Source organism: Enterococcus phoeniculicola ATCC BAA-412, assembly GCF_000407505.1.
GTDB classification, from domain to species: Bacteria; Bacillota; Bacilli; order Lactobacillales; family Enterococcaceae; genus Enterococcus_K; species Enterococcus_K phoeniculicola.
Window position 1 is genome coordinate 600,567 of record NZ_ASWE01000003.1, and the last position, 25,782, is coordinate 626,348.

Genomic DNA, 25,782 nt, shown 5'->3' on the forward strand with positions numbered 1-25,782 from the left:
AAGCTCTGTTGAGGCTTTTTTTTATCCTAAATCACTTAATAAAGAACTTAAATTAAAATAATAAAAATTCTATGAAGTTACAAAGGTAGGACAAGATTAAGGAGAATTCAAAAATAGTTCCAAGCACATGAAGGGGATTTATATCAATAAGGACTAGAATTAAAAAGTTTGCTGTTAGTTTGTACAATAAAAAATAAGAATAGTAGCAAAAAGGGATATATCCTTAAAAGGATAGCCCTTTTTGATTAATTCAAGAGTCTGGTTGCCTGTAGCAAGAGACAAAAATGGTCTATAAAAATGCCATAATTTCATAGAAAATTTCTGAAAATTAACGATTTGATTGTAGGGCTGAGAGAAGGCGTAATAAGTGTCGAAATGAGCATTTTTTTTGGGGATTTCGTTGATATTTACAAAAAATTTACAAGGTTTTTATCATAGTTTAATGAAAGTAAGAGATAATACAATTTAGGACATTTTTAAGAAAAGCCGAACGTTCATCCATTCGTTTCCTAAAAATCCTAACATTTTTCATAGAAATTTAGTGAAAAATGGTATACTTATTTTGGATGACAAATAAATATTTTGGAGGCTAACTCATGATAGAAGTTATCGACTTAAAGAAAGTATTCGATAATGGATTTGAAGCACTAAAATCAGTGAACTTTACTATTGAGAAAGGAGATCTCGTTTGTTTATTAGGTCCAAGTGGTTGTGGGAAATCAACTATCTTAAATCTAATTTCGGGACTATTGACACCTTCAGCAGGAGACATTCGTTTTGCAGGGAATTCTGTGATTGAAACAGAACCTAAAGATCGAAACATCGGTTTTGTTTTTCAAAACTATGCATTGTATCCACATATGACTGTCGAGGAAAATATTATGTTTCCATTAACGGTGGGCGCGAAGAAAATTTCTAAAGCAGAAGCGAAAGAAATCGCCAAAGAATACATGGCTCTAACGAATATCGAAGAGTTAAAAAATAAAAAACCAGGAACGTTGTCTGGTGGACAACAACAGCGTGTAGCAATTACACGTGCGCTCGTTCAAAAACCAGAAGTTCTTTTATTAGATGAACCATTAAGTAATTTAGATGCACGTCTGCGTTTAAAGATTCGTGAAGAAATTCGACGCTTAGTAAAAGAAGTTGGGATTACGACCATTTTTGTAACCCATGACCAAGAAGAAGCGTTGTCTATTAGTGACAAGATTATCTTATTAAATGAGGGAATTATTCAACAAGATGATGATCCGCAAAACCTTTACTTAGAACCAAATAACTTATTTGTTGCAGAGTTCATAGGAAATCCAATCATCAATATTTTACCGGTAGAAGTGAAAAATGGTGTGATGTATTACGAATCAATGGCGATTCCTGTGGCAAATTTTGTTTCCAACCGATTTAAAACTGATATGCCAGACGGAAATTATCATCTAGGCATTCGACCAGAGGATGTACTCCCTGCTGACTCAGGAGTGTTTACAACAACTGTTCATGGCGTAGAGTTAATCGGAAGAGAACGAATCTTGAATTTTGAAGTTGGTTCTAAACGAATGAAGTCAATTGTTAGTATTGAAACAGGAATTGAAGAGGGTACAGTGATGTCTTTTGATTTTGCTTATCATAAAGCCTTCATATTTAACGAAAATGGGGAGCGAATCTACTAATGTTTAAAAAGAGGAAGTATAACCCAGAAAATCAACCAAAAGCTTGGTTGTTTTTGATTCCTTCATTAGCAGTGATTTTACTGTTTAGCATTTATCCTTTATTCCGTTCGTTTTACATGAGTTTTCAAAAGGGATCATTGATTAATCAAAGCTATGCAGGAATTGAGAATTATCAAAAGGTATTAACTGACCCAGTGTTTGCAAAGGCAATGTTTAATACGGCGTTGTTTGCTTTTACAGTGGTGCCCATTGCGTTAGTAATTTCTTTGGCAATTGCGTGGATTATTTTTGAAAAAGTGAAGCACAAAGGCTTTTTTGAAACTATTTTCTTCATGCCTTATGTAACAAGTACGATTGCGATTGGGATTGTTTTTCGGTATTTTTTTAACGGCTCCTATGGGATTGTTAACTATATTTTATCTATTTTTGGCATTCCAGCTGTGAACTGGCTGGATAATGTAGATATGAGTATGACTACGCTGATTATCTTTGGGATTTGGACAAGTTTAGCTTTTAATATCATTATTTTATTGTCAGGATTCAGAAACATTGATCCAGAGCATTATAAGATTGCAAAAATGTTTGGTGCTACGGATAATGAAATCTTTCGCAGAATTACATTTCCACAGCTCATTCCAACATTAACGTTCTTATTAACGGTTAATATTATCGGAGCATTTAAAGTTTATACACAGGTGTATGCTTTGTTTGCAGGTCAACCAGGTCTTGCAAAAAGTGCGACAACAGCCGTGTACTACATCTATGACAAGTTCCATGTGGCGGGCAGACCAGGTGTAGCAATGGCGGCAACAGTTATCTTGTTCATTGTTATTTTATTGATTACGTTCATTCAGAATAAATTAGTGAAGAGGGTGGAAAAATAAGATGAAAAAAGTTGCAACTGTGATTGCGTATGTGTTTTTAATCCTTTTAGGAATTATCACGCTATTCCCATTTATCTACATGATTTTAGCTGGATTAATGACGTATAGTGAAGCAACTAGTATTCCACCGACAATGTTTCCCAAAAGTCCGCAGTGGTCAAACTATGCAGAGGTCTTTACGAAAGCACCGTTTTTACAATATTTTATCAACACGACGTTTGTTTCAGCTGTCACTACGATCGCAACATTGATTACGGCTGTTTTAGCAGCGTTTGCCTTAACGAACTTACAGTTTAAATATAAAAATCTTGTGATTATGATGATGATTTCTTTATTGATGGTGCCTTATGAGTCGATTATATTTACTAACTACAATACGATTTCTAAAATGGGCTTGTTGAACACCTATCTTGCATTAATCATCCCGTTTTTAACAAGTATCTTTTATATTTATTATCTCCATGGTTACTTAAAAGGGATCTCTCCAACCTTTTATAAAGCAGCAAAAATTGATGGCGCATCAGATTTGGAGTACATTTGGAAAATTTTAATTCCAATGTCTAAACCAGCATTAGTAACTGTAGGGATTTTAACATTCATTTCCAGCTGGAATTCATTCTTATGGCCATTACTTGTAACGAACGAGAAAAAATATCGTTTATTAAATAATGGATTGTCTGCTTTTACAACAGAAAGCGGGAGTGATGTTCACTTGCAAATGGCAGCAGCCACCTTGACTGTCTTGCCGATTTTATTCATTTATTTAGTCTTTAGAAAAGAAATTATTCGAGGAGTGGCAAAAAATGGAATCAAAGGGTAAGACTTCGTTAACTTTCCATAGTGGAATTTTAACCATCGGCGGCACTGTCATTGAAGTGGCGTATGAAGATTCACATATCTTTTTTGACTTTGGAACAGAATTTCGACCTGAATTGAACTTGAAAGACGACAACATTCAAACGCTCATCAATCATCGGTTAGTGCCGGAAATAAAAGATTTATATGATGCAAGATTAGGCTATACCTATGAAGGTGAAAATCAAGAAACGTATGCAAATACAGCAGTTTTCTTGTCCCATGCACATTTAGATCATTCACGAATGATTAACTATTTAGAACCAAGTATTCCTATGTATACATTAAAAGAGACAAAAGCAATCTTGAATTTGTTAAATCGTGAGGGAGATTTTCTTATCCCGTCGCCATTTGAAGGCAAGGGCTTTACTCGAGAGCTTATTGGCTGCGAAGCAAATGAGGTAATTAAAGTGGGGGCTATTTCTGTTGAGCTAGTTCCTGTAGATCATGATGCTTACGGGGCATGTGCTTTATTGATTACAACACCAGATCGTTTCATTACCTACACAGGTGATTTGCGTTTACATGGTTATGACCGTGAAAATACGGTTCGCCTTTGTGAAAAAGCGAAGCATACAGATGCCTTAATTATGGAAGGAGTAAGTATCAGTTTCCCAGAACGTGAAGAAGATCCAGAACAAATAAAAGTAATCAGTGAAGAAGATCTTATTCAACAACTGATTCGTCTTGTAAATGAAAATGAATCTCGTCAAGTGACGTTTAATGGGTATCCAGCCAATGTGAAACGCTTTGAAAAAATTGTTGAGCTGGCTCCAAGAACGGTTGTGCTTGAAGCGTCTATGGCTGCTCTTTTAAAAGAAGTAACCGGACGCAGCGCACATTACTACTATCTGGAAGATAGTCCAATTATTCCTGAATTAGACCCTTCACTGGAAATTTCCTATGAAGTCCTAATTAATGACAATCATCAATATCTGTGGCAAGTTGTTGATCGATTTACCAATTTACAAGGAGGTGGCGTTTATATTCATAGCGATGCAGCACCGTTGGGGGACTTCGACCCTCAATATGCAGTATTTTTGGAGATGTTAGATAAGCAAAAGGTAACCTTTGTACGTTTAGCATGCTCAGGCCATGCATTCCCAGAAGATTTAGATCAAATTATTGCATGGATTGAACCAAAATTACTGATTCCAATTCATACGTTGAAGCCAGAAAAACTGGAAAATCCGTATGGAGATCGGTATTTGCCTACCAGAGGCGAGAAAATTGTTCTTTAAAAATGAATTTACAGGGAGACTAGAAAAATGAAATTGAAAAAATTATCAACAGCCGTATTGGCGGCAGCAGCTGTTTTTGTTCTAGGGGCGTGTGGAAACAGTAATGATAAAGGAACAACTAAAAAAGATGACGGGAAAATCGTTACAGAAATAAAAGACGATACAACAATCACGTTCTGGCATGCTATGAATGGCGCACAAGAAGAAGAATTAACAAAAATTGCGAAAGACTTTATGAAAGAAAATCCAAAAATTAAAGTTGAATTGCAAAATCAGTCTTCTTATCCTGATTTACAAGCAAAAATTAACTCTACATTACCATCACCAAAAGATTTACCAACCATTACCCAAGCGTATCCTGGCTGGTTATGGAATGCATCTCAAGATGAAATGTTAGTAGATTTACAACCATACATGGATGATAAAACAATTGGTATGGATAAAGAAAACCCAATTAAACCTGCATTACTTGAAGGGGCACAAATTGACGGTGTTCAATATGGAGTACCATTTAACAAATCAACAGAAATGTTATTCTACAACAAAGATATGCTAGATAAATATGGCGTTGAAGTACCAAAAACAATGGAAGAATTAAAAGAAGCTTCAAAAACAATTTATGAAAAATCAGATAAAAAAGTTGTCGGTGCCGGATTTGATTCTCTAAATAACTACTACGTTATTGGGATGAAAAATAAAGGAGAAGAATTTGGAAAAGATACAAAAATTGACAGCAAAGCATCAAAAGAAGTAATTAACTTTTATGCTGATGGCGTGAAAGATGGCTACTTCCGTATAGCTGGCTCTGATAAATATCTATCTGGTCCATTTGCTAACGAACAAGTAGCAATGTTTATCGGAAGTATTGCCGGAGAAAGCTTTGTAGCAAAAGATACTGAAGGAAAATTCGTTTACGATGTTGCTCCTCGTCCAGAAGAAATCAACTTACAACAAGGAACAGATGTATACATGTTCGACAGTGCTTCTGCTGAAGAACGTACAGCAGGCTACCTATTCATGAAATATCTAGCTTCACCAGATGTTCAATTGGACTGGGCAATCACAACAGGATATATGCCAATTTTAGATTCAGTAATTACAAGCACTGAATATCAAGAAGCTAAAAATACAAAAATCCCTGCTTACTTGGAAGCTGCAACAAAAGAATTATTCACAGTTCCAGTAGTTGAAAATAGTGATTCTGCTTATAACGAAGTTCGTTCAATTATGGAAAATGTATTGTCAAATACAGATAAAGATACAGATAAAATTATTAAAGACTCACAAGCGCAGTTAGATGACGCTTGGAATCAATAAGAACGGGTAAGCGCAAAGCGTTCAGGATAGAAGAAAGTATTTCTGATTCTACCGTTTATTAAGAATTTACGGGGGTGGGATATAACTTAGACAGTTATGTCCGCCCTCTTTTTTTATGCTTACAGGCAGGTAAAAAAATCTGATAGTGGATGAATAGATTACCTTTTTTTTTACAAGAAGAATGAAAATAAGGAAATATTTCATGAAAAAGTGAGATGAGTGTTATCAAAATCTTATCAATTTGTTTGATTGTAGGAGTTTGACATTTCCTATACCCTTCTTTTTTGTTAAGATGAAGAGAGAGAAAATTAGAGTAGGGGCGAAGTAGAAAATGGAAATAAGAATTTTAGCAACGAGTGATATGCATGGCTATATTGAACCAACTAATTACGCAGAAAAAAATAGTGACTTACCTTTTGGAACAGAAAAAATCGCAACTTTAATTAAGAAAATCCGTGAACAAGCAACGGGACCTGTTCTATTAATTGAAAATGGTGATTTTATTCAAGGCTCTCCATTTAGTTATTACCTAGCGAAAAGTAAGAGAGTCGCTGAACTTACTCAAGTTATTAACACACTGGACTATGATTTAGGCGTTCTAGGAAATCACGAATTTAATTATGGTTTAGCGTATCTAAATTCAGCAATTAAAAGCTACAATCATCCAGTGTTAGCTGCAAATATTTTAAATAAAGACGGACAACCTGCCTTTGGAAAAGCGTATGAAATTTTCGAAAAAGAGGGCGTAAAAATTGCTGTTTTAGGATTGGTCACTCAATACATTCCTCATTGGGAGCAGCCGGCGACAGTCAAAGACCTAACATTTAAAAGCATTGTTGAAACAGCAAAAGAGTACATTCCCCAATTAAAAGAGCAGGCAGATATTGTTGTAGTTGCCTACCATGGAGGGTTTGAAAGAGACTTAGTAACAGGGGAGCCAACTGAGCTTTTGACAGGAGAAAATGAAGGGTACCAACTTCTACAAGAGGTATCAGGAATTGATGCATTGGTTACAGGACACCAGCACCGTGAGATTGCTACACATATCCATGGTGTTCCTGTGATACAGCCAGGTTATAGAGGAAGCCATTTAGGAGAAATCATCTTAGAGGTTGAAAATACACAGGAAGGCTGGCATGTGGTAAGTAGTCAAGCTGAGATTCACGCAACCGCTGGTGTTGTAGCAGATGAAGAAATCAAAGAGCTAATTGCGCCAATAGGTGAAGAGGTTGAAAAATGGTTAGATCAGCCTGTTGGAAAAGTAGAAGGCTCTATGAAAATTAATGATCCGATGGGTGTGAGACTCCATGAGCATCCTTATATTGAGTTTATCAACCGTGTTCAAATGGACGCTAGCGGCGCAAAGATTTCCGGAACTTCTCTATTTAACAATGAAGGGAAAGGTTTTGGCGAAATCATTACAATGAGAGATGTCATTACTAACTACATCTATCCAAATACTTTAGCTGTTTTAAAAGTTACTGGGGCAGATTTGCGAGCTGCACTTGAGCAGACAGCGAACTATTTAGCAGTAAAAGACGGAAAAATTATTTTTAATCCAGAATTTATTGAGCCTAAGCCTCAGTACTACAACTATGACATGTATGAAGGAATCGATTATGTGATTGATATGTCTAAACCAGCCTTTAGCCGTATTACGACGCTGACGTTTGAAGGAAAACCAGTGGAGCCGACCGATGAATTAGAAATGGTTATCAATCAATACCGTGCGGTTGGCGGTGGAAATTATACTATGTTTGAAGCTGGAAAAATTGTTCGAGAAATCCAGATAGACATGACAGAGCTAATTGCGAATTACTTGAAAAAAAATCCGGTGATTCAAGCCGAAACCAATCAAAACTTTACCGTTATTTTGTAAAACGTTCGAGTGAAATATAAAAAAAGCATGTATGTCTGCCAAAAGAGACTGCATGCTTTTTTGTACACATGATATACTAAATAGAAAAGAAATGGAGGAGTGAACATGCGCTTGGCACTTTGTGAGGATAAACAACTCCATCAAAAAGAATTTCAAGCTGTGATTAGTCAAATGAAGGAGGACTATGACATTCAGTTAACTATCTATGACTCTGCAGAAGCATTATTGTTTTCATTGGAAGATACGCCTGTGGATGTCATCTTTTTTGATATTCAACTAGAGGGAAAGTTAAACGGCATGGAGGCTGCAAAGAAGATACGCGCCCAAAACAATTTTACGCCAATTGTTTTTTTATCTAATTATGATGAGTATGTATTTGATGGATACGATGTTGGGGCACTTGGCTACATTATGAAGCCGATAACAGAGCAACAAATGGCACATCTGCTTTCAAAAGTGGCGAAGCTTCAAGAGGTTCCAACGATTCTTGTCAAAACAAAGGGAATCAATCAAAGTATTCCGTTATTTGATATTTTATATTTTGAAATTATGGGACATACCTTGTCTATCGTCACGCAAAATGATGTATATGAATTGACCGGAACACTTAGCATGTATGACGACTGGCTAACAGATGATTTTATAGGAATCCACAGGAGCTTTAAGATTAATTTAGCACATGCCATAGGAATTGACGGGGCGACACTATTGATGAAAAACAATCGCCGGCTGCCTATTGCAAGAAGTCAAAAAAAGCAGGTGAAAGAGGCTTTTCTCTCCCATTATCGGAGGTTGTCTTATGAAAATTGAGGGAATAAAACTAGTCTTAGGCATCCTTTTGTTTATCGAACCATTTTTCTTTCAGCCGAAGTGGAAGTGGATGTATGGGCTTCTGTGGCTGCTTGGCATTTCTTTGATTATGACAAAACTGGCAGCAGTAGGGTACGGGTTGTTTTTTCTTATTAATCTCTTTCTCTTTTGGAAATATAAACAAAAGACGGTGAGTGTGGGGTGTTTATCAGCCATTGGTTTTTTTTTAGCGTTTGGTTTTCCAGAAAGGGAGAAGATTCTCCTTTTGCTCATGCTTCTCTCGGTTCATCACGAGCCTGTATTGCCGCAATTGAATCTTCCAATGAGTGTCTTGAGTTATCTGATGGATGGCTTATTTCTGGTTCTTTTTTTCTTGGGAAGTCCCCTTATGAGCGTTCTTCTTCTCTTTTTGCTGGAACTGTATCTATTCTTTTCTTTTGGTCTATTAAACTACTTGTATCAGGAGACAGATATGGTCTATGCTCGATCACTTGATCAAATTATGGCAAACTACATAAATGAGGTAAACGAACTCTATCAGAAAATTCGTGGCTGGCGGCATGATTATCATAATCATTTACAAACATTAAATGCGCAGTTAAAAAACCATCAGTACGAGCCTGCACAGACCTATTTATCTTCCTTGGAAGAAAGCCTAGGGGAGATTGATCAGATTGTTCGTAGTGGAAATACAATCATTGATGCCGTGGTAAACAGTAAGCTTTCATTAGCTGAAACAAAGAATATTCCGATTCATGTAAAAGTGTTTGTGGGAAATCAGCCAATTGCTCAGGAAGTTGATTTAGTCGTGATTCTTGGGAATTTATTAGATAATGCAATAGAGGCGAATTTAGAAATAGAGGATGCGAGTCAGCAGCTGCTGCGTGTATATATATCGATTCTTCAGCAACAGCTATATATTTCCGTGACGAATGCTCGTCCACTGACACAAGAAATCTCGCCGGACTATGTCTCAACCAAAAATGATAAACGAGGTTTAGGAATCAGAAGAATCAATCATCTAGTAGAAACCTATCATGGAATTGTTAATCGGCAATATGAAGAAGGCTTTTTTGTGACAGAAGTACTTCTTCCACTGGAAATGATTTCAAGCTGACGGTTCACGAATAGAAATAAACCATTCACGTATTAATGGTTTATTTTTTTATAGATGCAGTATGCTGAAGGGGAGGTGAGTGAAATGAAGGAAGGATATACACTAAAAGAAAATTTTTTTTGGTATTTTAAACAGGTTAAGCAATGGTTTCCTATTCTAATGATTAAACTATTTTTAGGGACACTACTCTTTGCGGCAGCAAGTTTTTTAGAAATTTTACTTCCAACAATGTTGGTAAAAGGAATGGTTCAGCTGATTCCTTTAAAAGAGCTGCTATTTCAGCTTATTGTCATAGGCGGAGCCATTGGGCTTACTCGAGCCCTTTTGTCAGAGCTTGAGAATCGGACAACAGCTCATCAAATTACAGTGCGAAGTACGTTAGGACGGAAAATTACGGATACTTTTTTAAGTATGCCTTATGATTTTTTAATTGAGTCAAAAACAAGGCGTGAATATAAAAAGGCAACAGATAATGCAACAAGTACAAACCAATCTGGCGCAGAAGCCTTTTATACGGTGTGTTACCAATTGATAAAAAACTGTGTAACCATCCTTATTTTTGGTTTAACTATTTCTTATTTTTCTCCGCTGTTGTTTTTAGTTGTCGTTCTAGCGAGTCTAGCCAATTATTTTGGGTTAAAAAGAGTGCTCAAAAAGCGTATTCAGCAAAAAACAGCGTTAGCTAAGTTAGCGATGCGTCGTTCATACTTAGAACGGATTTCGTATCAAATAGAAGCAGCAAAAGATTTACGACTCTATCCGACGGGCCCTTGGTTAGAAGAGGAAATGACAATAACGGTAGAACAGATTATGCTGTTAAAACAATCATATAGCTCCACAGTGTTTTTTACTAAGCTAGTAAAGTCTGTTGGCTTATTTTTCCAAACGATTATTTCTTACGGCTATCTTGTATGGGGAATCTTTCAGCAGATTCTTTCTTTAACTGAGTTTACCTTATATGCTTCTATGATTGCCCGGCTAAATCAGTTGGCAGAACAATTAGTCAATGATGTTTATCTTTTACAACAAGCTAATAGCGATTTAAATGATTACCGGCAATGGATTGATACATATGGAAAGCCAACTGCCAAACAGCTACAAGAAACAGATTGGGGTGAAGAGCTGACACTCTCATTTGAGGATGTTTCTTATTGTTATTCAGGAAATACAGAACCTACGATAAAGAATCTATCTTTTACGTTGCAACAAGGACAGAAAGTTGCTTTAGTGGGTGCAAACGGTGCTGGCAAAACAACGATTGTGAACTTATTAACGGGCTTGTTGACGCCAACAACTGGCAGGATTTTGGTAAATGGGCAAGATATACAGACAATTGATAAAGAAGAGTATTATGCACATATTTCTCCTGTCTTTCAAGAGAGCATTGTGTTAGCGACATCTTTGGGCCAAAATATTGCTTTGCAGGAGAACTATTCTGAGGAGCGTGTCTGGGATGCATTAAAGAAAGCTGGCATTGATCAGAGAATTCGTCAACTAGACCTTGGGCTGGAAACAGAACTAACTCGTTATTTATATGAAGATGGCATTGAGCTTTCTGGAGGAGAGACACAAAGATTAATGCTAGCACGCGCCTTATACAAGGGGGCGGAAATTCTTGTGTTGGATGAACCGACTGCGGCGTTGGATGCTTTGGCAGAAGAAGAGATGTACAAGCAATATAACGAAATGACAAAAGAAAAAGCAAGCCTGTTTATTTCTCATCGCCTAGCCTCTACTCGTTTTTGTGATGAAATTTTATTTATCAAAGAGGGAAGACTAGTAGAACAAGGAACACACCGAGAGCTGCTACAGGCTGGAAACGCGTATGCACAAATGTATGAGGTACAAAGTCACTATTATAAGGAGGAGCAAAAATGAGTCAGCTATTCCAGCAATATAAGAAAGTTATTTTACTAATTTATCAGATGGAAAAAAAGACTTTCCTCTACTCCTTTCTTTTTTCATTTACACAAGTTCTTTTTCCGTATCTCTCTTTATGGCTGACTGCTCGAACCGTTTCGTTGCTAGCTGAGGGTATCTCTTTTCAAATGATTTTTAAAGAAGTTCTGTTTTATTCGTTCCTCCTGTTTCTTGACAATATTGCTATGAGCTTTTTTGAAAAGAAACGCTCGGATGTGGAAGAAAGACTTCAATTAAGTTTGAATCAAGCAATTACCAATAAACTACTAAAAATTAGCTATTATCAGCTTCAAGATCCTAGCCTGCGGACAAATTATCAGCGAGCAAAAGAAGGAACCAATTATAATGGGGGAATTTATACATTTGTTCATAGTATGATGGATGCATTTTTCAATGCTGTCGTAGGAATTATTTTAGGTATTTTGACCTTAATACAGCTTTATGGAGGAAAGACACAGAACACGCATCGTCTTGCACAATGGAGTAACAGCGGTGTACTTATAGGGTTGATTATTGGTCTTCTAGTAGTGTCTATTATTATCAATGGTTACTATTCAATTAAAAGCAATCGAGTACAGCAGCAAGCATTTAAAGAGATTACTTTTATTAACCGAATGTTTAGTTATTACTATGAGACTGTTGAAAATTATCGAAATGGTTCTTTTTTCCGATTGTATCAGGTAAAAGACTACTTTCTTCACTTAATTAAACAATTTGATCTCCAAACCTTTCAATTGTTCAAAAAAATTTCAAAAAAGAATAGTCGATATCAGACGATTAATCAAACAGTAACCATTTTTACTAGCACCTGTATTTATGGATTGATTGGTGTAAAGGCTTATTATGAGGCAATTGAGATTGGTGAGATTATTTTATTTTCCGGTTACTTTCTTCAATTTATTCAAGGAATTAATCAAGTGTTTAACAGTTTTGTAGTGAGCAATTCAATTGTTCAGTATTTGGATTTTTACTATGATTTCTTAGAAATGGATGAACAAACCTCTGGAACATTACCAATTGAAAAACGAAATGATAATGAGTATATTATTGCCTTTCATGATGTAAGTTTTAGGTATCCTAAAAGCCACAGCTGGGCACTGCGACATGTTTCATTTCAACTGTCAGTCGGTGAAAAGACTGCAATTGTAGGCCCTAATGGTTCTGGGAAAACGACTCTGGTAAAGCTGATTTGTCGATTATATCCCGTAACTGAAGGGAAAATTACATTAAACGGAATAGAAATTGAGAAATACGATCCAGAAGAGTATCGACAGATAGTCGGGGTTGTTTTTCAGGACTTTAAGTTGCTGTCATTTCCCTTGGCAGACAATGTGGCTACTAGTAAGCAACCAAATGAAGAGCGGGTGAAAGAGGGACTAAATGTGGCAGGGATTTATGAACGAGTAGAACGGCTTCCCAAGGGGATGAAAACGACTCTGTATCGGAATTTAGATTCAGATGGGGTAGATATTTCAGGTGGTGAAGCACAAAAAATTGCGATTGCAAGAGCGTGGTATAAAAACTCTCCCTTTGTTATATTGGATGAGCCAACAAGCGCATTGGATCCTTATTCAGAATATGAGATTTATAAACGATTTGATGAGCTGGTACAGGAAAAAACGTCCATCTATATTTCACATAGAATGAGTTCTGCTAAACTTAGTCAACGAATTCTGGTCTTTGATAACGGACAGATTAAAGAACAAGGAACTCATAATCAATTGCTGAAGGAAAATGGACTCTATGCTCGCCTATTTAATGCGCAAGCCCAATATTATAGAGAAGAACAGGATGAAAAAAATCTCTCACTATTTTTGTAAAAGTATATGAGCGTGTGAACAAGCTCTTTTTTACCACTATTTACTCAGTTTTTTTACGAGGGCTGGAAGTAACTATCATGGTTATGACTGGCTCTTTTTTTTTGACTTTATTTTTATTAAATGAAGTAGAAAGAAAAAAAGGGAGGAAAGATGTCTTGAAAGCTTAATATAAAAGCGTTTAAGCTTGATTTTTTAAATTTTTATGTCGTAAGTACATAATATTATTTTTTTTGTGGACTATTCTTTCTCTCCAAGCACATCGTTAGAAAGCATAAGCGTATGCCGAATTGACGGTGTTTCATCTGTGGTGATAATATTTTCTCAGGTTAACCAGAAATTATTAATGGAGGTGAGAAAATGCTGCAAGTTGATAAAGTACTGGACTTATCAACATTGGTTGATTTTCTAGCAGAAGTTTTGGGGAAAAGAACCGAAATCGTCTTACATGATCTTAAGGATGTAACTACGTCCATTGTTTACATAAAGAATGGAGAACTAACCGGTCGTACCTTAGGTCAAGCGACGACAGATTTTTCCTTACGACTAATTGAAAGCGGAAACACAAAAAAAGTTCCCTACATAACAAATTATATGGGAAAAGACTTAAAAGGAAAGCTGTTTACTTCCTCTACATTTTTTATTAAAAATTTTGAGGAGGATTTAATTGGCTTGCTGTGTATCAATACAGATACTTCTGAGGTGACCACTGCAATAGAGTTACTAAAATCAATGCAGCCAAGATGTTTTTATGAACAAGAACCAGTAGTAAACAAGTCAAAAGAGCAAACACAGCTTCAAGAAGTTTTACAAGGAAACCCTAAAGAAATTATTCAAATGACGGTAGAAAGAGTGATGTCGGATACAACGATTCCTTTTTCTAGGCTAACTGCGGAAGAAAAATTAATTATTTTTGAACGCTTAAATCGTGAAGGTATTTTTTTAATGAAAAAATCTGTCGAACGATTAGCTGAGATTTTTCAAATTTCAATCCCCTCTTGCTATCGTTACATTCGAAAAATAAAAAAGGAAAGTTGATGAATAAGCCTATGTATTCAGTCATTATAAAAAAGAATGGTCTTTATTCTATATCAGGTCAGTTACCTGTAAACGAAGAAGGTGTAGTCATAGGAGACTTGTACCAGCAAACAAAACAGTCTCTGCAAAATATAGAGGCTATTTTGCTGGCGAATAATTTAAAAAAAGACTCAATCTTTAAAATGGGTATATTTACTACAGAAATGGATCAGTTAGAGGTTATTAATCGTGCATATATGGAGTTTTTTGAATCTGTAGAAATAATGCCAAGTCGTTCAGCTGTTGGAATAAATTCGTTAGTTAAGAAAAGTTTGATTGAGATAGATTGTTTAGGATTTTTCTAGGAGGGAAAAAATGGGGAAAACAAAAGAAAAGGCATCTAGTCCATATTCATTAATTATCATTGCGGTACTTGTTCTTTATGTACTGTCGTTTATTATTCCATCAGGAACCTATGAAAGAATTGACGGAATTGTAAATCCGGAAAAGTTTGAATTTATTACAAAACAATTTTTAACCCCTTGGAAGCTAATCGGACTTTTGGGAGGTGCTGCTGCAGAACAGTTTGGCACATTATGGATTAATATGTTTGTCACAGGTGGAACGTTAGCGATTATGACGGAAACAGGTGTATTAGATAGAATCATTACCGCTATTGTAGAAAAATTACAGAATAAAGCATTAGTACTTGTTCCATTTTTTTCTCTATTTATGTTTTTAACAGGAATGGTAGGTACATTTATTAATTCAGCACTTGCATTATTGCCGATAGGTCTTTTGATAGCAAAAAAACTAAAAGTAGATAATATCTTTGCTTTTGGGATTATCTTTTTGTCTTCGTGGGCAGGTCTATGGATGTCAGGAATTAATCCGGTTGCATTACCACTTGCTCAAGAAATAGCGGGTGTGCCTCCATTTTCTGGGGTATCATTTCGTACGTTGTTTGCACTTATCGTGATTGTAGTCATCATCTTATATCTCGTCTGGTATGCAAGAAGAGTTAGAAAAAATCCGGAAAAAACCTTTATGAACAAAATTACATTGAATGAGGTTCATAAAGAAATTGCAAATAAAGGACAGGCAAAAACAAGTGACTTGTTTGCTTGTATTGTCTTTCTAGGGGGGATTTTATTTTTTGGGATTGGGACTATTTTATGGAAGTTTGGAACAAGTGAGTTTACAGGTACGATGCTAGTGATTGGTATCTTTGCTTCAATTGCTACAAAATTGACTTTCCCGAAAGCGATGCAATATTTTACAAAAGGCGCGGCGAGTATGATGGTTCCCGTATTGATTTTGTTTTTCTCGCAAGGCTTGTCTATCATTTTGACTCAAACATCAATTACGGATACACTTATTTATTTTCTGGCAATGCCGTTAAAGCCGCTAGGTGGAATTGCAGGAGGATTAGGGATATTTGGTATCAATAGTTTAATTAATATGATATTGTATGCGTTTGTTCCGCATGTAGCAATGGTTATGCCTATTATGGCTCCCTTAGCTTCAGCTATTCATGTGGCACCAGATACCGCAGTACTAGCTGTTCAATATGGTGCAGGGATTACTGATTTTATAACCCCTTTTAATGGAGTGATGTTAGCAGGTCTTGCTATTGTTGGGGTGAAGTATAAAGAGTGGATGAAATTTATTCTCCCAATCACCTGTATTATAGGAATCATCATGATTGTCGCTTTAATTATCGCAGGAACATTAGGAATGTAGGAGGAAAAATAATGTATAATTTTGATAAAACAATGAATCGAAAAGACCTAAATGCAATTAAATTTGTCCCACAAATAAAAGAACAAGAAGGTGCACTTCCTTTTTGGATAGCAGATATGGATTTTGTTTGTTCAGACGGAATCAAAGAGGGACTGATTAAACGGACACAAGAAGCTAATTATGGTTATACAAAACCAAGAAAAGAATATTTTACTTCTATCGTAAATTGGATGGAAAAGCGTCACAATTGGCAGATAGAACCAGAATGGATTGTTCCAAATCCGGGAATCGTTGCAGCGATGGGCTTTGTTTTTAAAGTATTTGCTGAACCAGGAGATAAGGTTCTTATTCAAACACCTGTCTATCATATGTTTTCTCACATGATTGAAGTATCTGGGGGAATAGTGATTAATAGCGAGTTGAGGTTAACAGATGGTCGCTATCAGATTGATTTTGATGATTTTGAGAAAAAAGCGTCTGATCCCAAGGTGAAATTATTCTACCTTTGTAATCCTCATAATCCGACAAGCAATGTTTGGACTGTGGAAGAGCTGAAAAAGCTAGGAGAGATTTGTGTAAAGCATGATGTTCTCATATTTTCTGACGATATTCATCATGATCTCATTATGCCTACTTATCAATATACACCAATTACTAAGGTTGATACACGTTTCAAAGATATATCAATTATCGCCACTGCCCCAAACAAAACATTCAATATTGCAGGATTTAAAACAGGAAATATTATTATTGAAAATGAAGAATTGCGTTCCGCTTATCAAAAGTATACTAATCAGCAACGTTGGCAAGGGTTAAGTATCTCTTCAATTGAAGCAAATATCGCCGCCTATGGAAATAGTGATGAGTGGTATGAAGAAATGTTAGCGTATGTCATAGAAAACAATCGTTTTTTTGATACGTATGTGAAAGAAAATATACCATTACTGCAGACTTATACACATGAAGCTACCTATTTGAAATGGATAGATTTTACTAAATTAGGTTTTTCTGATAAAGAGTTAAACCAGTTTTTATTGAATGAAGCTCGAGTGTGGCTTAATGCAGGACAATCATTTGGGGAAGGCGGAAGAGGTTTTATGCGTTTTAATATTGCTACCTCCAGAGAAATGATTCATGCAGGATTACAGCGAATAAAAAATGCGGTTGATGCAATTTAAACAGTATAAATAAACCCAAAAGAGGGGATTTCTAAGAAGCTCATTTGATGAACTTTCTAGAAATCCCTATTTTTAGTGGCTGAGCGAATTAGTGAATGACGAGTTGGTTCATGCGTTTGACAATTAGGTGGAGTAATTCTTTTTTTAATCCCAATAAATCCCTTTCCGTGGGTCTCATCTGCCAGTAAAAGATGGGGGTGTTTAACGTCTCGAATAAAGAGTAAAACTGATCTGTGATGATTAGCTCACAGGAAGCATCAAAAACGTCCACTAGTTCAATATGCTGAAAACAATGATTTTTTATTAGATTGAGGTAGTATTTTTTTGGTACATGATCATAGATTGAAAGAATGGAAATTTTTATAGGTTTGAGCTTGAAGTATCTGTAGAGACCTCTTTGTATCCACGCTTGGTAGTAAGGAAAGACTTTTTCTTTTGGAAAGGTAATTTGTTGAAACTTTCTTCGGGTGCGTAATTTCTTATAAAATAGTTCTGTCATATACGCTGCTTGTGTCATAAATTCTTTTTTGTCCGTATCTGTTTTTACTTGGAGTAGCAGAGTGTTGCTTCCACCGAAAAAAAACCGTTCAAAATGAAGCTGAGCCACTTTTTTATACATAGTTGCTTTGTCTTCAGGAAAAGGGATAAAGCGAAATAGTGTCCAATAAGTTTCAAACCAAAACTGAGTCACTTCGTTTGGCAGAAGTGCAAGTTGATAGCAGATAGGTAGATTGTTTGTATTTAAGTTAGGATAAATATCTATGAAGCTTAAAATATATTGATAAAAAAGCTGACATTCTAGCGTACTTTGTTTATCAGATAGTTGATAAGTAGTGAGCATTTGACGATAAGGATGGCTAATTTTTTTATAGAGAATATCTTGTGAAAAGTCTACTGCTATTTGTTTTTGGAGAGGATTTGTTTTAATTTTATCTAAACGATTTAAGGTGATGGATATCCAAAGAGTCAGGTTATGATGATTTTCAAATGACTTTTGTAATTCACTTAGTTGAAGAATTTTTTTAACTAGAACTGCACTCTGTTTCTTCTTTTTTTGAGAAATAATTCGCTCAAAATCTGAAGAGAGAGAAAAAAATAAGTAGGAGAGGTAGCGAATTATTTTTTCATCTCCATACAAAGAAACTATATTTTTTTTAACGAGTTTTATAGAAAAATCATCAAGGATACGCTTTACTTCATTTAGCCGATTATTCACAGATGAAATGCTCAAAAAATTTTTTCTTGAAAAATGAATGCTGTCAAAAGAACCATTGATTAATAGTTCTTTCATAATTAGGAATGTGTCTGATTTATTTAAATAGGTAAGAAAAAACTGACTGTAAGAAAATGAGTGATGTAAAATTAAATGGTATTTCCCATCTGTAAAAGCAAGTTGACTGGCTGAAGAATAGGAGGACAAATCCTCTGTTAATTTTTCTAAATCATTTACAAGTGTTTTTTGATTGATAAAAAGGGAGTCTTTCAATTCTTTTTGGGAATAGGGATTGGTTGTTTGAGCAAGTAGTTGAAAAAGAGCCACTCTTCTCAAAACAGCTGCAGAAAGAAAACGCCCATAAAATTGGTTTTCAAAAGATTCAATCATATGGCTACCTCCAGTAGTTATGAATAAAGGGTTTATAGGCTGATTTTAACATAACGAAACATATTTTTCATGACTTTCTTCATTTTCTCTTGCCTATTCGATAGGTAATTAGGTATGCTTAGATGAAAGAAACTGAGGTGGCTTATGGAAAAGACTGAAATCGAAAAACTGATTAAAAAATATATTGTGATTGGCGCATTCCTTGTAGTTGGAATTATCTACCTACTGCCAATTTTAGGAATTGCAAAGACGATTCTTGGCGCATTTACCAACATTATTTTAGCAGCACTACTAGCTTATGTAATTAACATTATCATGGTAAAGATTGAACATGGGTTTGATAGGCTTTCCTATCCTTGGGTAAAAAAAATAAAGCGGCCGGTGAGTCTGCTGCTATCACTTATTATTTTACTCTTTGCAATCGTCGTTTTTATTGGTCTCGTGGTTCCGAGCATCTTTGAATCGCTAAATGTATTATTTGCTTCTTTACCTAGCTTTTTCAATGATGTTCAGCAATACCTAATCAATGTGTTTCAAAATAATCCTGAGATTAAACAAACGATTGCTGCGCTGGAGATTGATTGGAAAGCACTTTTACAAAATACCCTCTCATTTTTAGGTGGAGGAGTAGCAAACTTTGTTGATGTTGCAATTACGGTCATTAGTGCAGTATTAGGAAGCTTGTTCAATTTTCTGTTAATCTTGGTGTTTGCTATCTATATTTTACTAGATAAAGAACGATTTATACGGGCGTATGAACGGATTGGCAATCTCTACATTCCTAAGCCAAGAAAACGGAGAGTCGATAAAGTATTGAAAATTATTCATCAAACATTCAGCTCTTTTATTGGCGGACAATGTTTGGAAGCAGTTATTTTAGGAACGCTTTGTGCTATAGGAATGCTAATTCTTAGAATGCCTTACGCAGTGATGGTTGGGACATTAGTTGGCGTCATAAATATTGTTCCCATTGTAGGTGCGTATGTAGGTGGGGCAATCGGGATGTTTATGGTGTTTACCGTTAATCCTGTCTTATCCATTGGATTTTTAGTCTACTTGATTATTTTACAGCAGTTTGAAAGTAACATTATTTATCCAAGAGTTGTAGGAAATTCAGTTGGCTTACCTGGTATTTTTGTGTTAGCCTCTGTTATGGTTTTTGGGACATTGGCAGGTATTCCGGGAATGTTTTTGGGCATTCCAACCACAGCCTGTGTCTATAAGCTAGCTAAAATTTACATTTCAGAGAAGGAACAGAAAAAAGCGCTGAAAATTTCATAATCACTTCTTTTAAGTAGAATAGAAATGATAAGAAAAGAATCAATTATAGAAGTGAAAAGACCAAAAATCATATTTACGATTTTTGGTCTTTTTTTGCTAATGAATGATACGACGAGACTAAATAGCAATATTGATACAAGCAATAGGATGTTTTCATAGTCGCAGAAAATAAGTTGTAGGAGGATATTTACTGAATACGTTTATTTAAATCGCATCATTAGTAGGGAGAGTTTGCATAAGCTCAAAGAAATAGGTAGCTTCTCCAGTGCGAAAATAATTATACCAAGCGTCCAAAGTATCGGAACTAAATACATCCAACTGCTCAATAATGTGCTTAGTCCATAACAAAGAAGCAGTGGAATTAGCAGTAATAAGTTGATTAGATGAGACAGAGGGCTGGTCTGCATAAAACGCTTTTCCTTTGTATTGCTGACTAACCATCTCAAGAAAGCCTGATCCGTTACTCGTATGATAGCGATGATCTAAAAGCCCTTGCTCAGCGAGGGCTGCAGTAGCCCCACAGATAGCACCCACAGTCGCTCCAACTGAAAGAAATTCTTTTGCTTTTTTTAGAATCCCATCATGTTTTGGATCACTCCAAGTATCAGCGCCGGGTAACAGAATGGTATTTTCATTACTGACAACAATCTCGTTTGTTAGTAAGTCTGGAATAATTGTCATTCCGCCCATTGTATGAATAGGCTCTGTTGAGTGACTGACAGTTTTTATCGACAAGCTACTTGCTCCTTTTTTAAAGAAACGCTTCGAGTGTAGCTCTGAGGTAAGATGCCCTATCTCCCAGTCAGCTAGAGTATCAAGCACGTAAATATAAATTGTTTTCATAATATCTCCTCCATATAATTGTAATAAACGAATGAATCTACTATGATTATACCTACTGATAGTTGACAACTGTATGTCAGTAATTAAATAGTTTAAAAGGTGATTATTAAATGAAGCTTAGTAGATTAGTGAGTATTATTGTGATTTTGCTTGATAAAGAACGCGTAAGCGCACAACACTTAGCAACAACGTTTGAAGTTTCAACTCGCACTATCTACCGTGATATAGAGACTATTAATATGGCGGGGATTCCAGTTGTTTCAACTTCTGGAGTAAGCGGTGGTTTTGAAATCATGAAAAATTATAAACTTGATAAAAATGTGTTTTCCATTAATGATATTACTGCAATCTTAACCGGACTATCTAGTCTCTCGAATATGGTAAGCCAAGATGAGCTGACAAATGCTACCATTAAAATGAAAAGCTTGATTCCGCAAGATAAACTAGACGAAATTCAGTTTAAAACGGAACAAATACATATTGACTTAAGTCAGTGGACAGGATATAGAAATTTGCAGCCATACTTAGAAACGATTAAACTCGCTTTATCAGAAAGTAAGCTGATTTCATTTGTCTACATTGATCGTCACGGAAATAAGACGAGCCGAAAGGTTGAGCCTTATCAAATTATTCTTAAAGGAAATCACTGGTATGTTCAAAGCTATTGTCTAAAAAGAAAAGAATTTCGTTTGTTTAAATTATCTAGAATATCAGAGATAAAGCTTGAGAAAACGGGGTTTACTCCACGTAGCTATCAAAAACCAATGTTAGAATTCTCTGATATTTTAGAAACGCTGCAAATAAATATTAAGCTGCGTGTGCACAAATCTGTTATGGACAGGATACTTGATTTTTGTATGTATGAACAATGTTTACCAGAGGGGGACGAACACTTCATTGTGGCGCTTCCTTTTGTAGAAAATGATTACTACTACAATTTTCTTTTAAGTTTTGGAGATAAATGTGAATGTTTAGAACCTGTACATGTTCGGGAAAAAATTCAACAAAAGCTAGCTAATTTGGTTGACCTGTATAAAAATTAAGTGAGTACTTATAAAGACGCCACCCATTCATTTCTTTAGGTTATTAAATGAATAGACGATAGAGAAAGGATTGGCATATTCACTCTTAACTGGAATTTAGTTCAATAAAATAATCGTCGTTTATTCTGTTAATTTTTTTAGGGAATGACGCAAGGACTTAAAGAGAGAAAAATGTGAGGGAGGCTGTTTTTTAATTGGTTGGCTTCCCTTTGAAAGTGTAGACGAGAATACCCCCATATTTTTCTGTCACATAATCGATTAACAGGAACTAAGTACGCATCTAACTATAAAAAAGGAGGATCTCATCGTTTTCAGATGTATCCTCCTTTTTTTTAATTCGCTTCTTGATAAAAGAAGGAACAAATAGTATGTAAAACAATGCTCAATAATAGCATAGCTGGAATCCAAGCAAAAATCATGGTAAACATTGCTGGAAATAATAAACCAATCACCAGACAGCCCCCGCCGATATTCATGATTGAAGATAAGCCGATTTTTACTGCTTGATTGGTAGTGAACTCTTTCCAAATAATAGGATAGCCAACCGAAAAAATGAACCCAATAATGATGGAGCAAGTAATTGATAAAAGTAATAATCGGAGAATCTCATTTCCTCCATTAGCTAGTACTAAAATTCCTGTCAACCACCCGAATGTTCCTAGAACTGCTTTTGCTAAACTCACTTGATATTTTTTCATTGTATTTTCCTCCAATAGTTTTTATTTCTTGCTTACAACGTAAGAATATCAAGGAAGTTTACACAGTTAAATAAATTTTCGGTTTGTTGCTAAATATGCTCACTTTGTTGCAAATTTTACGTTTGTTGAAATTTGTAAGTCCATTTGGAATAGGTTGTTTTATAGAAGAGATGGAAAAGCTGTCTATTTTTTTATGATAGTAGAGATAGAGTAAAAATTAGTTAGGTAAATAAACCTAGAATGATGCAAAGAGGTGCTTTACGAGGATGAATTGGTAAAAATTAAAAAATAAATTCTAGGTGTGAAGGATTCTTTAGATAGAATCACTCATTTTTCTGAATGGAAGGAAAGAGGAAGAAACAGCGAAATGAAAGGTTAGACAAGAATGGTCAAACAATATGGGGAAAAGATAGATATTTGTTTGACATATGAATGTTCAATCATATATAATAAACGTATGAAAGATGAATCATATGTATGCTGATGCATGAATGGAGGGGTCAAAATGGATACATCAAAATCAACACATCAACATGAAGCACATGTACACGAACAAGGTCATAATCATTCGCACGAACATGATCATGGAAATTTACCAGTTATCTTATATGCAGTGGGAGTTATTTCCTACCTAGTTGCTTTGCTCTTAATAAAGAATCCACTTTTAGAAAATAGTTTCTATGTGTTAGCAATTGCTACGGCAGGCTATCATGTGATTGTTGAAGGAATTACTGAAACGATTACAGATACGAGAGAAAAAAGAAAATTTATGCCAAATGTTCACATTTTGATGACATTAGCTGCTGCAGGAGCTGCAGCAATTGGTGATTTTGATGAAGGAGCATTGCTGATTTTGATCTTTGCAGGCGCGCATTTTCTTGAAGAGTATGCTGAAGGTAAAAGTAAGCGTGAAATTACCAAGTTGTTAAAATTAAATCCAACAGAAGCACGACTCATTCAGCCAGATGGTGAAACCAAATTGGTGGATGTTTCTACCTTGCGTATTGGAGATGAATTAAAAGTATTGCCTGGAGATCAGGTTCCTACTGATGGGGTTATTTTATCTGGAGGTACGGCTATTGATGAATCTTCTATTACCGGAGAAAGCATGCCAAAAGAAAAACAAGCTTCTGATGAAGTGTTTGGAAGTACCATGAACGGCACAGGCACATTTACGATGAAAGTAACGAAGGATAGTAAAGATACAGTCTTCGCAAAGATTGTTGAAATGGTTAGTCAAACACAGTCTAATATGTCAAAGACCGCAACAAAAATTAAACAGTTGGAACCAACCTATGTTACCGTCGTTTTACTAATCGTACCGTTATTTATACTTGCAGCTCCTTTTGTTTTTGGCTGGAGTTGGGATACGAGTATTTATCGTGGAATGGTGTTATTAATTTCAGCTTCACCGTGTGCGCTCGCAGCAAGTGCAGTTCCTGCAACCTTATCGGGAATCTCTAATTTAGCCAAACGCGGCGTGTTGTTTAAGGGAGGAAGCTACCTTTCTAATTTAGCTACCATTAAAGCCGTTGCGTTCGATAAAACAGGTACATTGACAGAAGGAAAACCCTCTGTTACGGATACTTATTTTGTCAATGAAGAGAAAAAAGAACAATGGATTGAGCTAATTGTTAATATGGAAAAAGAGTCAAATCACCCGTTGGCAAATGCGATTTTAGAAACATTTTCTCAAACAACTGACTTACAATTATCTGTAACAAATGAAATAGGAAAAGGCTTAGTGACTACTTATCAAGGAAACCACTATCAACTAGGAAAAGTAGAAGACACTAGTCAGTTATCAACCGAAATCCAAGAAAGAAATACAAGATGGATGACAGAAGGAAAGACAGTAGTGTATCTCATTGAAAATGATACGACTGTAGGAATGATTGCCATGATGGACGTTCCTAACAAAGCAGCCGAAGGAGTCATTCACTATTTACGTAGTCAAGGAATTGAAACCACGATGATTACAGGGGATGCGAAGGTCACTGGGGAAGCGGTAGCTAAAAAACTTCAGATTGACCATGTACAAGCAAATGTTCTGCCTGAAAATAAATCCTTCATTATTAAAGAGCTGCAAAAAAATACGGGGACTACGGTCATGCTGGGTGATGGAATTAATGATGCTCCAGCATTAGTACAAGCAGATATTGGTTTTGCAATGGGAGATGGGACAGATATAGCTATTGACGTAGCAGATGCAGTAATCATGAATAATGACTTAACAAAATTTAGTTATGCGCACCGTGTATCTAAAAAATTAAATACAGTCGTGTGGCAAAATATCTTCTTCTCAATGTTTATTGTAGCGCTATTAGTTGTTTTAAATATTTTAGGGAAGATGGATATTGGGATTGGTGTGTTGGCACATGAAGGAAGTACATTATTAGTTATTCTAAATGGACTGCGACTACTTGTTCCGTTAAAAAATCAATAGAGACAGCTTTTAGAGAAATAGATCATCGATGTGATGGTCTATTTTTTTGATAAATTGAGTATGACCAGTACGCTCTTTGTTTCGTTTTCAACTTTTCGTAAGATTTGAAGAACACAGGATGTGCTAGGGAGAGAAGTGCTCTGTTTCTGTAGGTTGTTAAGATTATACGAGGGTGGCTATAGCTTAGATAGCTATTTAGTAATCCCCATAAAATATTTTTAGTGGCTAAGCTCAGGAAAAAAATCCAAATTGTGCTTTGTAAAAAACAACAAGCGTATATGCCACTCTGATGAATAAGAAAGTTAAGTAAATCACATTTTTTGTTGAAGGAAAAGAATCCACTTTGTGTAGAAAAAACTGCTCTATTGTAGGGAAACAATGGGAAAAGTCTGTGAAGTTTTTCTGTTAGTTATTGAGAAGTTA

The 25,782-nt window shown here is 35.6% G+C and carries 20 protein-coding genes; 17 read left to right on the top strand and 3 right to left on the bottom strand.

Annotated elements, in window-relative coordinates; translation table 11 throughout:
- Nucleotides 1–596: 596 nt before the first annotated feature.
- The 14 genes from I589_RS13370 to I589_RS13435 all read left to right on the top strand — a co-directional run bounded on the left by I589_RS13370 (nucleotide 597) and on the right by I589_RS13435 (nucleotide 17,445).
- Nucleotides 597–1,667 (top strand): ABC transporter ATP-binding protein, encoded by a 1,071-nt coding sequence (locus tag I589_RS13370; RefSeq protein WP_010768304.1) that lies wholly within the window; start codon nucleotides 597–599, stop codon nucleotides 1,665–1,667.
- A complete protein-coding gene (locus tag I589_RS13375) occupies nucleotides 1,667–2,551 on the top strand; it encodes a carbohydrate ABC transporter permease (RefSeq protein ID WP_010768305.1) in 885 nt (294 codons plus the stop codon). The genes I589_RS13370 and I589_RS13375 overlap by 1 nt, the downstream gene beginning before the upstream one ends.
- A gap of 1 nt (nucleotide 2,552) precedes the next feature.
- The gene (locus I589_RS13380; RefSeq protein ID WP_010768306.1) at nucleotides 2,553–3,371 is read left to right on the top strand and encodes a carbohydrate ABC transporter permease; all 819 of its coding nucleotides are present in this window, start codon (nucleotides 2,553–2,555) and stop codon (nucleotides 3,369–3,371) included.
- A complete protein-coding gene (locus I589_RS13385) occupies nucleotides 3,355–4,647 on the top strand; it encodes an MBL fold metallo-hydrolase (RefSeq protein WP_010768307.1) in 1,293 nt (430 codons plus the stop codon). Before I589_RS13380 ends, I589_RS13385 begins: the two co-directional genes overlap by 17 nt.
- A gap of 27 nt (nucleotides 4,648–4,674) precedes the next feature.
- The gene (locus I589_RS13390) at nucleotides 4,675–5,964 is read left to right on the top strand and encodes an extracellular solute-binding protein (protein ID WP_010768308.1); all 1,290 of its coding nucleotides are present in this window, start codon (nucleotides 4,675–4,677) and stop codon (nucleotides 5,962–5,964) included.
- Between the two features lie 331 nt (nucleotides 5,965–6,295).
- Nucleotides 6,296–7,843, top strand: coding sequence for a bifunctional metallophosphatase/5'-nucleotidase (locus I589_RS13395; protein ID WP_010768309.1), 1,548 nt, complete (start codon nucleotides 6,296–6,298; stop codon nucleotides 7,841–7,843).
- A 105-nt stretch (nucleotides 7,844–7,948) separates the two neighbouring features.
- The gene (locus tag I589_RS13400) at nucleotides 7,949–8,653 is read left to right on the top strand and encodes a LytR/AlgR family response regulator transcription factor (RefSeq protein ID WP_010768310.1); all 705 of its coding nucleotides are present in this window, start codon (nucleotides 7,949–7,951) and stop codon (nucleotides 8,651–8,653) included.
- Nucleotides 8,643–9,770, top strand: coding sequence for a sensor histidine kinase (locus I589_RS13405; RefSeq protein WP_010768311.1), 1,128 nt, complete (start codon nucleotides 8,643–8,645; stop codon nucleotides 9,768–9,770). The genes I589_RS13400 and I589_RS13405 overlap by 11 nt, the downstream gene beginning before the upstream one ends.
- Before the next feature lie 84 nt (nucleotides 9,771–9,854).
- Entirely contained in the window at nucleotides 9,855–11,648 is a 1,794-nt protein-coding gene (locus tag I589_RS13410; protein WP_010768312.1) for an ABC transporter ATP-binding protein, read from the top strand.
- Nucleotides 11,645–13,510, top strand: coding sequence for an ABC transporter ATP-binding protein (locus tag I589_RS13415; protein ID WP_010768313.1), 1,866 nt, complete (start codon nucleotides 11,645–11,647; stop codon nucleotides 13,508–13,510). The genes I589_RS13410 and I589_RS13415 overlap by 4 nt, the downstream gene beginning before the upstream one ends.
- A gap of 357 nt (nucleotides 13,511–13,867) precedes the next feature.
- Complete coding sequence (locus I589_RS13420; protein ID WP_010768314.1) at nucleotides 13,868–14,545, top strand: helix-turn-helix transcriptional regulator; 678 nt, start codon at nucleotides 13,868–13,870, stop codon at nucleotides 14,543–14,545.
- Nucleotides 14,545–14,889, top strand: coding sequence for a RidA family protein (locus I589_RS13425; protein ID WP_010768315.1), 345 nt, complete (start codon nucleotides 14,545–14,547; stop codon nucleotides 14,887–14,889). The genes I589_RS13420 and I589_RS13425 overlap by 1 nt, the downstream gene beginning before the upstream one ends.
- Nucleotides 14,890–14,899: 10 nt before the next feature.
- Complete coding sequence (locus tag I589_RS13430) at nucleotides 14,900–16,267, top strand: Na+/H+ antiporter NhaC family protein (RefSeq protein WP_010768316.1); 1,368 nt, start codon at nucleotides 14,900–14,902, stop codon at nucleotides 16,265–16,267.
- Between the two features lie 11 nt (nucleotides 16,268–16,278).
- The gene (locus tag I589_RS13435; protein ID WP_010768317.1) at nucleotides 16,279–17,445 is read left to right on the top strand and encodes a MalY/PatB family protein; all 1,167 of its coding nucleotides are present in this window, start codon (nucleotides 16,279–16,281) and stop codon (nucleotides 17,443–17,445) included.
- Nucleotides 17,446–17,533: 88 nt separating this feature from the next.
- Here the strand turns inward: I589_RS13435 and I589_RS13440 are convergent, their stop codons facing one another.
- Nucleotides 17,534–19,048 carry a helix-turn-helix domain-containing protein gene (locus tag I589_RS13440; protein WP_010768318.1) on the bottom strand — a complete coding sequence of 505 codons (1,515 nt, stop codon included), beginning with the start codon at nucleotides 19,046–19,048 and terminating at the stop codon, nucleotides 17,534–17,536.
- A gap of 144 nt (nucleotides 19,049–19,192) precedes the next feature.
- Here I589_RS13440 and I589_RS13445 point away from each other — a divergent pair, with 144 nt between their 5' ends.
- Complete coding sequence (locus I589_RS13445) at nucleotides 19,193–20,329, top strand: AI-2E family transporter (RefSeq protein WP_010768319.1); 1,137 nt, start codon at nucleotides 19,193–19,195, stop codon at nucleotides 20,327–20,329.
- Between the two features lie 204 nt (nucleotides 20,330–20,533).
- On the opposite strand, the gene I589_RS13450 is transcribed toward I589_RS13445, so the two are convergent.
- On the bottom strand, nucleotides 20,534–21,172 hold the full coding sequence (locus I589_RS13450; protein ID WP_010768320.1) for a DJ-1/PfpI family protein: 639 nt from the start codon (nucleotides 21,170–21,172) through the stop codon (nucleotides 20,534–20,536).
- Nucleotides 21,173–21,282: 110 nt separating this feature from the next.
- Between I589_RS13450 and I589_RS13455 the strand changes: the two genes are divergently transcribed.
- Nucleotides 21,283–22,215, top strand: a complete 933-nt coding sequence (locus I589_RS13455; protein ID WP_010768321.1) for a helix-turn-helix transcriptional regulator — start codon at nucleotides 21,283–21,285, stop codon at nucleotides 22,213–22,215.
- Nucleotides 22,216–22,547: 332 nt separating this feature from the next.
- On the opposite strand, the gene I589_RS13460 is transcribed toward I589_RS13455, so the two are convergent.
- The gene (locus tag I589_RS13460) at nucleotides 22,548–22,913 is read right to left on the bottom strand and encodes a hypothetical protein (RefSeq protein WP_010768322.1); all 366 of its coding nucleotides are present in this window, start codon (nucleotides 22,911–22,913) and stop codon (nucleotides 22,548–22,550) included.
- Between the two features lie 505 nt (nucleotides 22,914–23,418).
- On the opposite strand from I589_RS13460, the gene I589_RS13465 reads away from it, so the two are divergent.
- Entirely contained in the window at nucleotides 23,419–25,359 is a 1,941-nt protein-coding gene (locus I589_RS13465) for a heavy metal translocating P-type ATPase (RefSeq protein WP_010768323.1), read from the top strand.
- Nucleotides 25,360–25,782: the final 423 nt, after the last annotated feature.

Coding starts and splice junctions, on each gene's coding strand:
- I589_RS13415 (WP_010768313.1), top strand. CDS start 11,645: ATGAGTCAGCTATTCCAGCAATATAAGAAAGTTATTTTACTAATTTAT.
- I589_RS13450 (WP_010768320.1), bottom strand. CDS start 21,172: ATGAAAACAATTTATATTTACGTGCTTGATACTCTAGCTGACTGGGAG.
- I589_RS13405 (WP_010768311.1), top strand. CDS start 8,643: ATGAAAATTGAGGGAATAAAACTAGTCTTAGGCATCCTTTTGTTTATC.
- I589_RS13465 (WP_010768323.1), top strand. CDS start 23,419: ATGGATACATCAAAATCAACACATCAACATGAAGCACATGTACACGAA.
- I589_RS13390 (WP_010768308.1), top strand. CDS start 4,675: ATGAAATTGAAAAAATTATCAACAGCCGTATTGGCGGCAGCAGCTGTT.
- I589_RS13435 (WP_010768317.1), top strand. CDS start 16,279: ATGTATAATTTTGATAAAACAATGAATCGAAAAGACCTAAATGCAATT.
- I589_RS13420 (WP_010768314.1), top strand. CDS start 13,868: ATGCTGCAAGTTGATAAAGTACTGGACTTATCAACATTGGTTGATTTT.
- I589_RS13455 (WP_010768321.1), top strand. CDS start 21,283: ATGAAGCTTAGTAGATTAGTGAGTATTATTGTGATTTTGCTTGATAAA.
- I589_RS13375 (WP_010768305.1), top strand. CDS start 1,667: ATGTTTAAAAAGAGGAAGTATAACCCAGAAAATCAACCAAAAGCTTGG.
- I589_RS13425 (WP_010768315.1), top strand. CDS start 14,545: ATGAATAAGCCTATGTATTCAGTCATTATAAAAAAGAATGGTCTTTAT.
- I589_RS13430 (WP_010768316.1), top strand. CDS start 14,900: ATGGGGAAAACAAAAGAAAAGGCATCTAGTCCATATTCATTAATTATC.
- I589_RS13440 (WP_010768318.1), bottom strand. CDS start 19,048: ATGATTGAATCTTTTGAAAACCAATTTTATGGGCGTTTTCTTTCTGCA.
- I589_RS13370 (WP_010768304.1), top strand. CDS start 597: ATGATAGAAGTTATCGACTTAAAGAAAGTATTCGATAATGGATTTGAA.
- I589_RS13400 (WP_010768310.1), top strand. CDS start 7,949: ATGCGCTTGGCACTTTGTGAGGATAAACAACTCCATCAAAAAGAATTT.
- I589_RS13395 (WP_010768309.1), top strand. CDS start 6,296: ATGGAAATAAGAATTTTAGCAACGAGTGATATGCATGGCTATATTGAA.
- I589_RS13380 (WP_010768306.1), top strand. CDS start 2,553: ATGAAAAAAGTTGCAACTGTGATTGCGTATGTGTTTTTAATCCTTTTA.
- I589_RS13385 (WP_010768307.1), top strand. CDS start 3,355: ATGGAATCAAAGGGTAAGACTTCGTTAACTTTCCATAGTGGAATTTTA.
- I589_RS13460 (WP_010768322.1), bottom strand. CDS start 22,913: ATGAAAAAATATCAAGTGAGTTTAGCAAAAGCAGTTCTAGGAACATTC.
- I589_RS13410 (WP_010768312.1), top strand. CDS start 9,855: ATGAAGGAAGGATATACACTAAAAGAAAATTTTTTTTGGTATTTTAAA.
- I589_RS13445 (WP_010768319.1), top strand. CDS start 19,193: ATGGAAAAGACTGAAATCGAAAAACTGATTAAAAAATATATTGTGATT.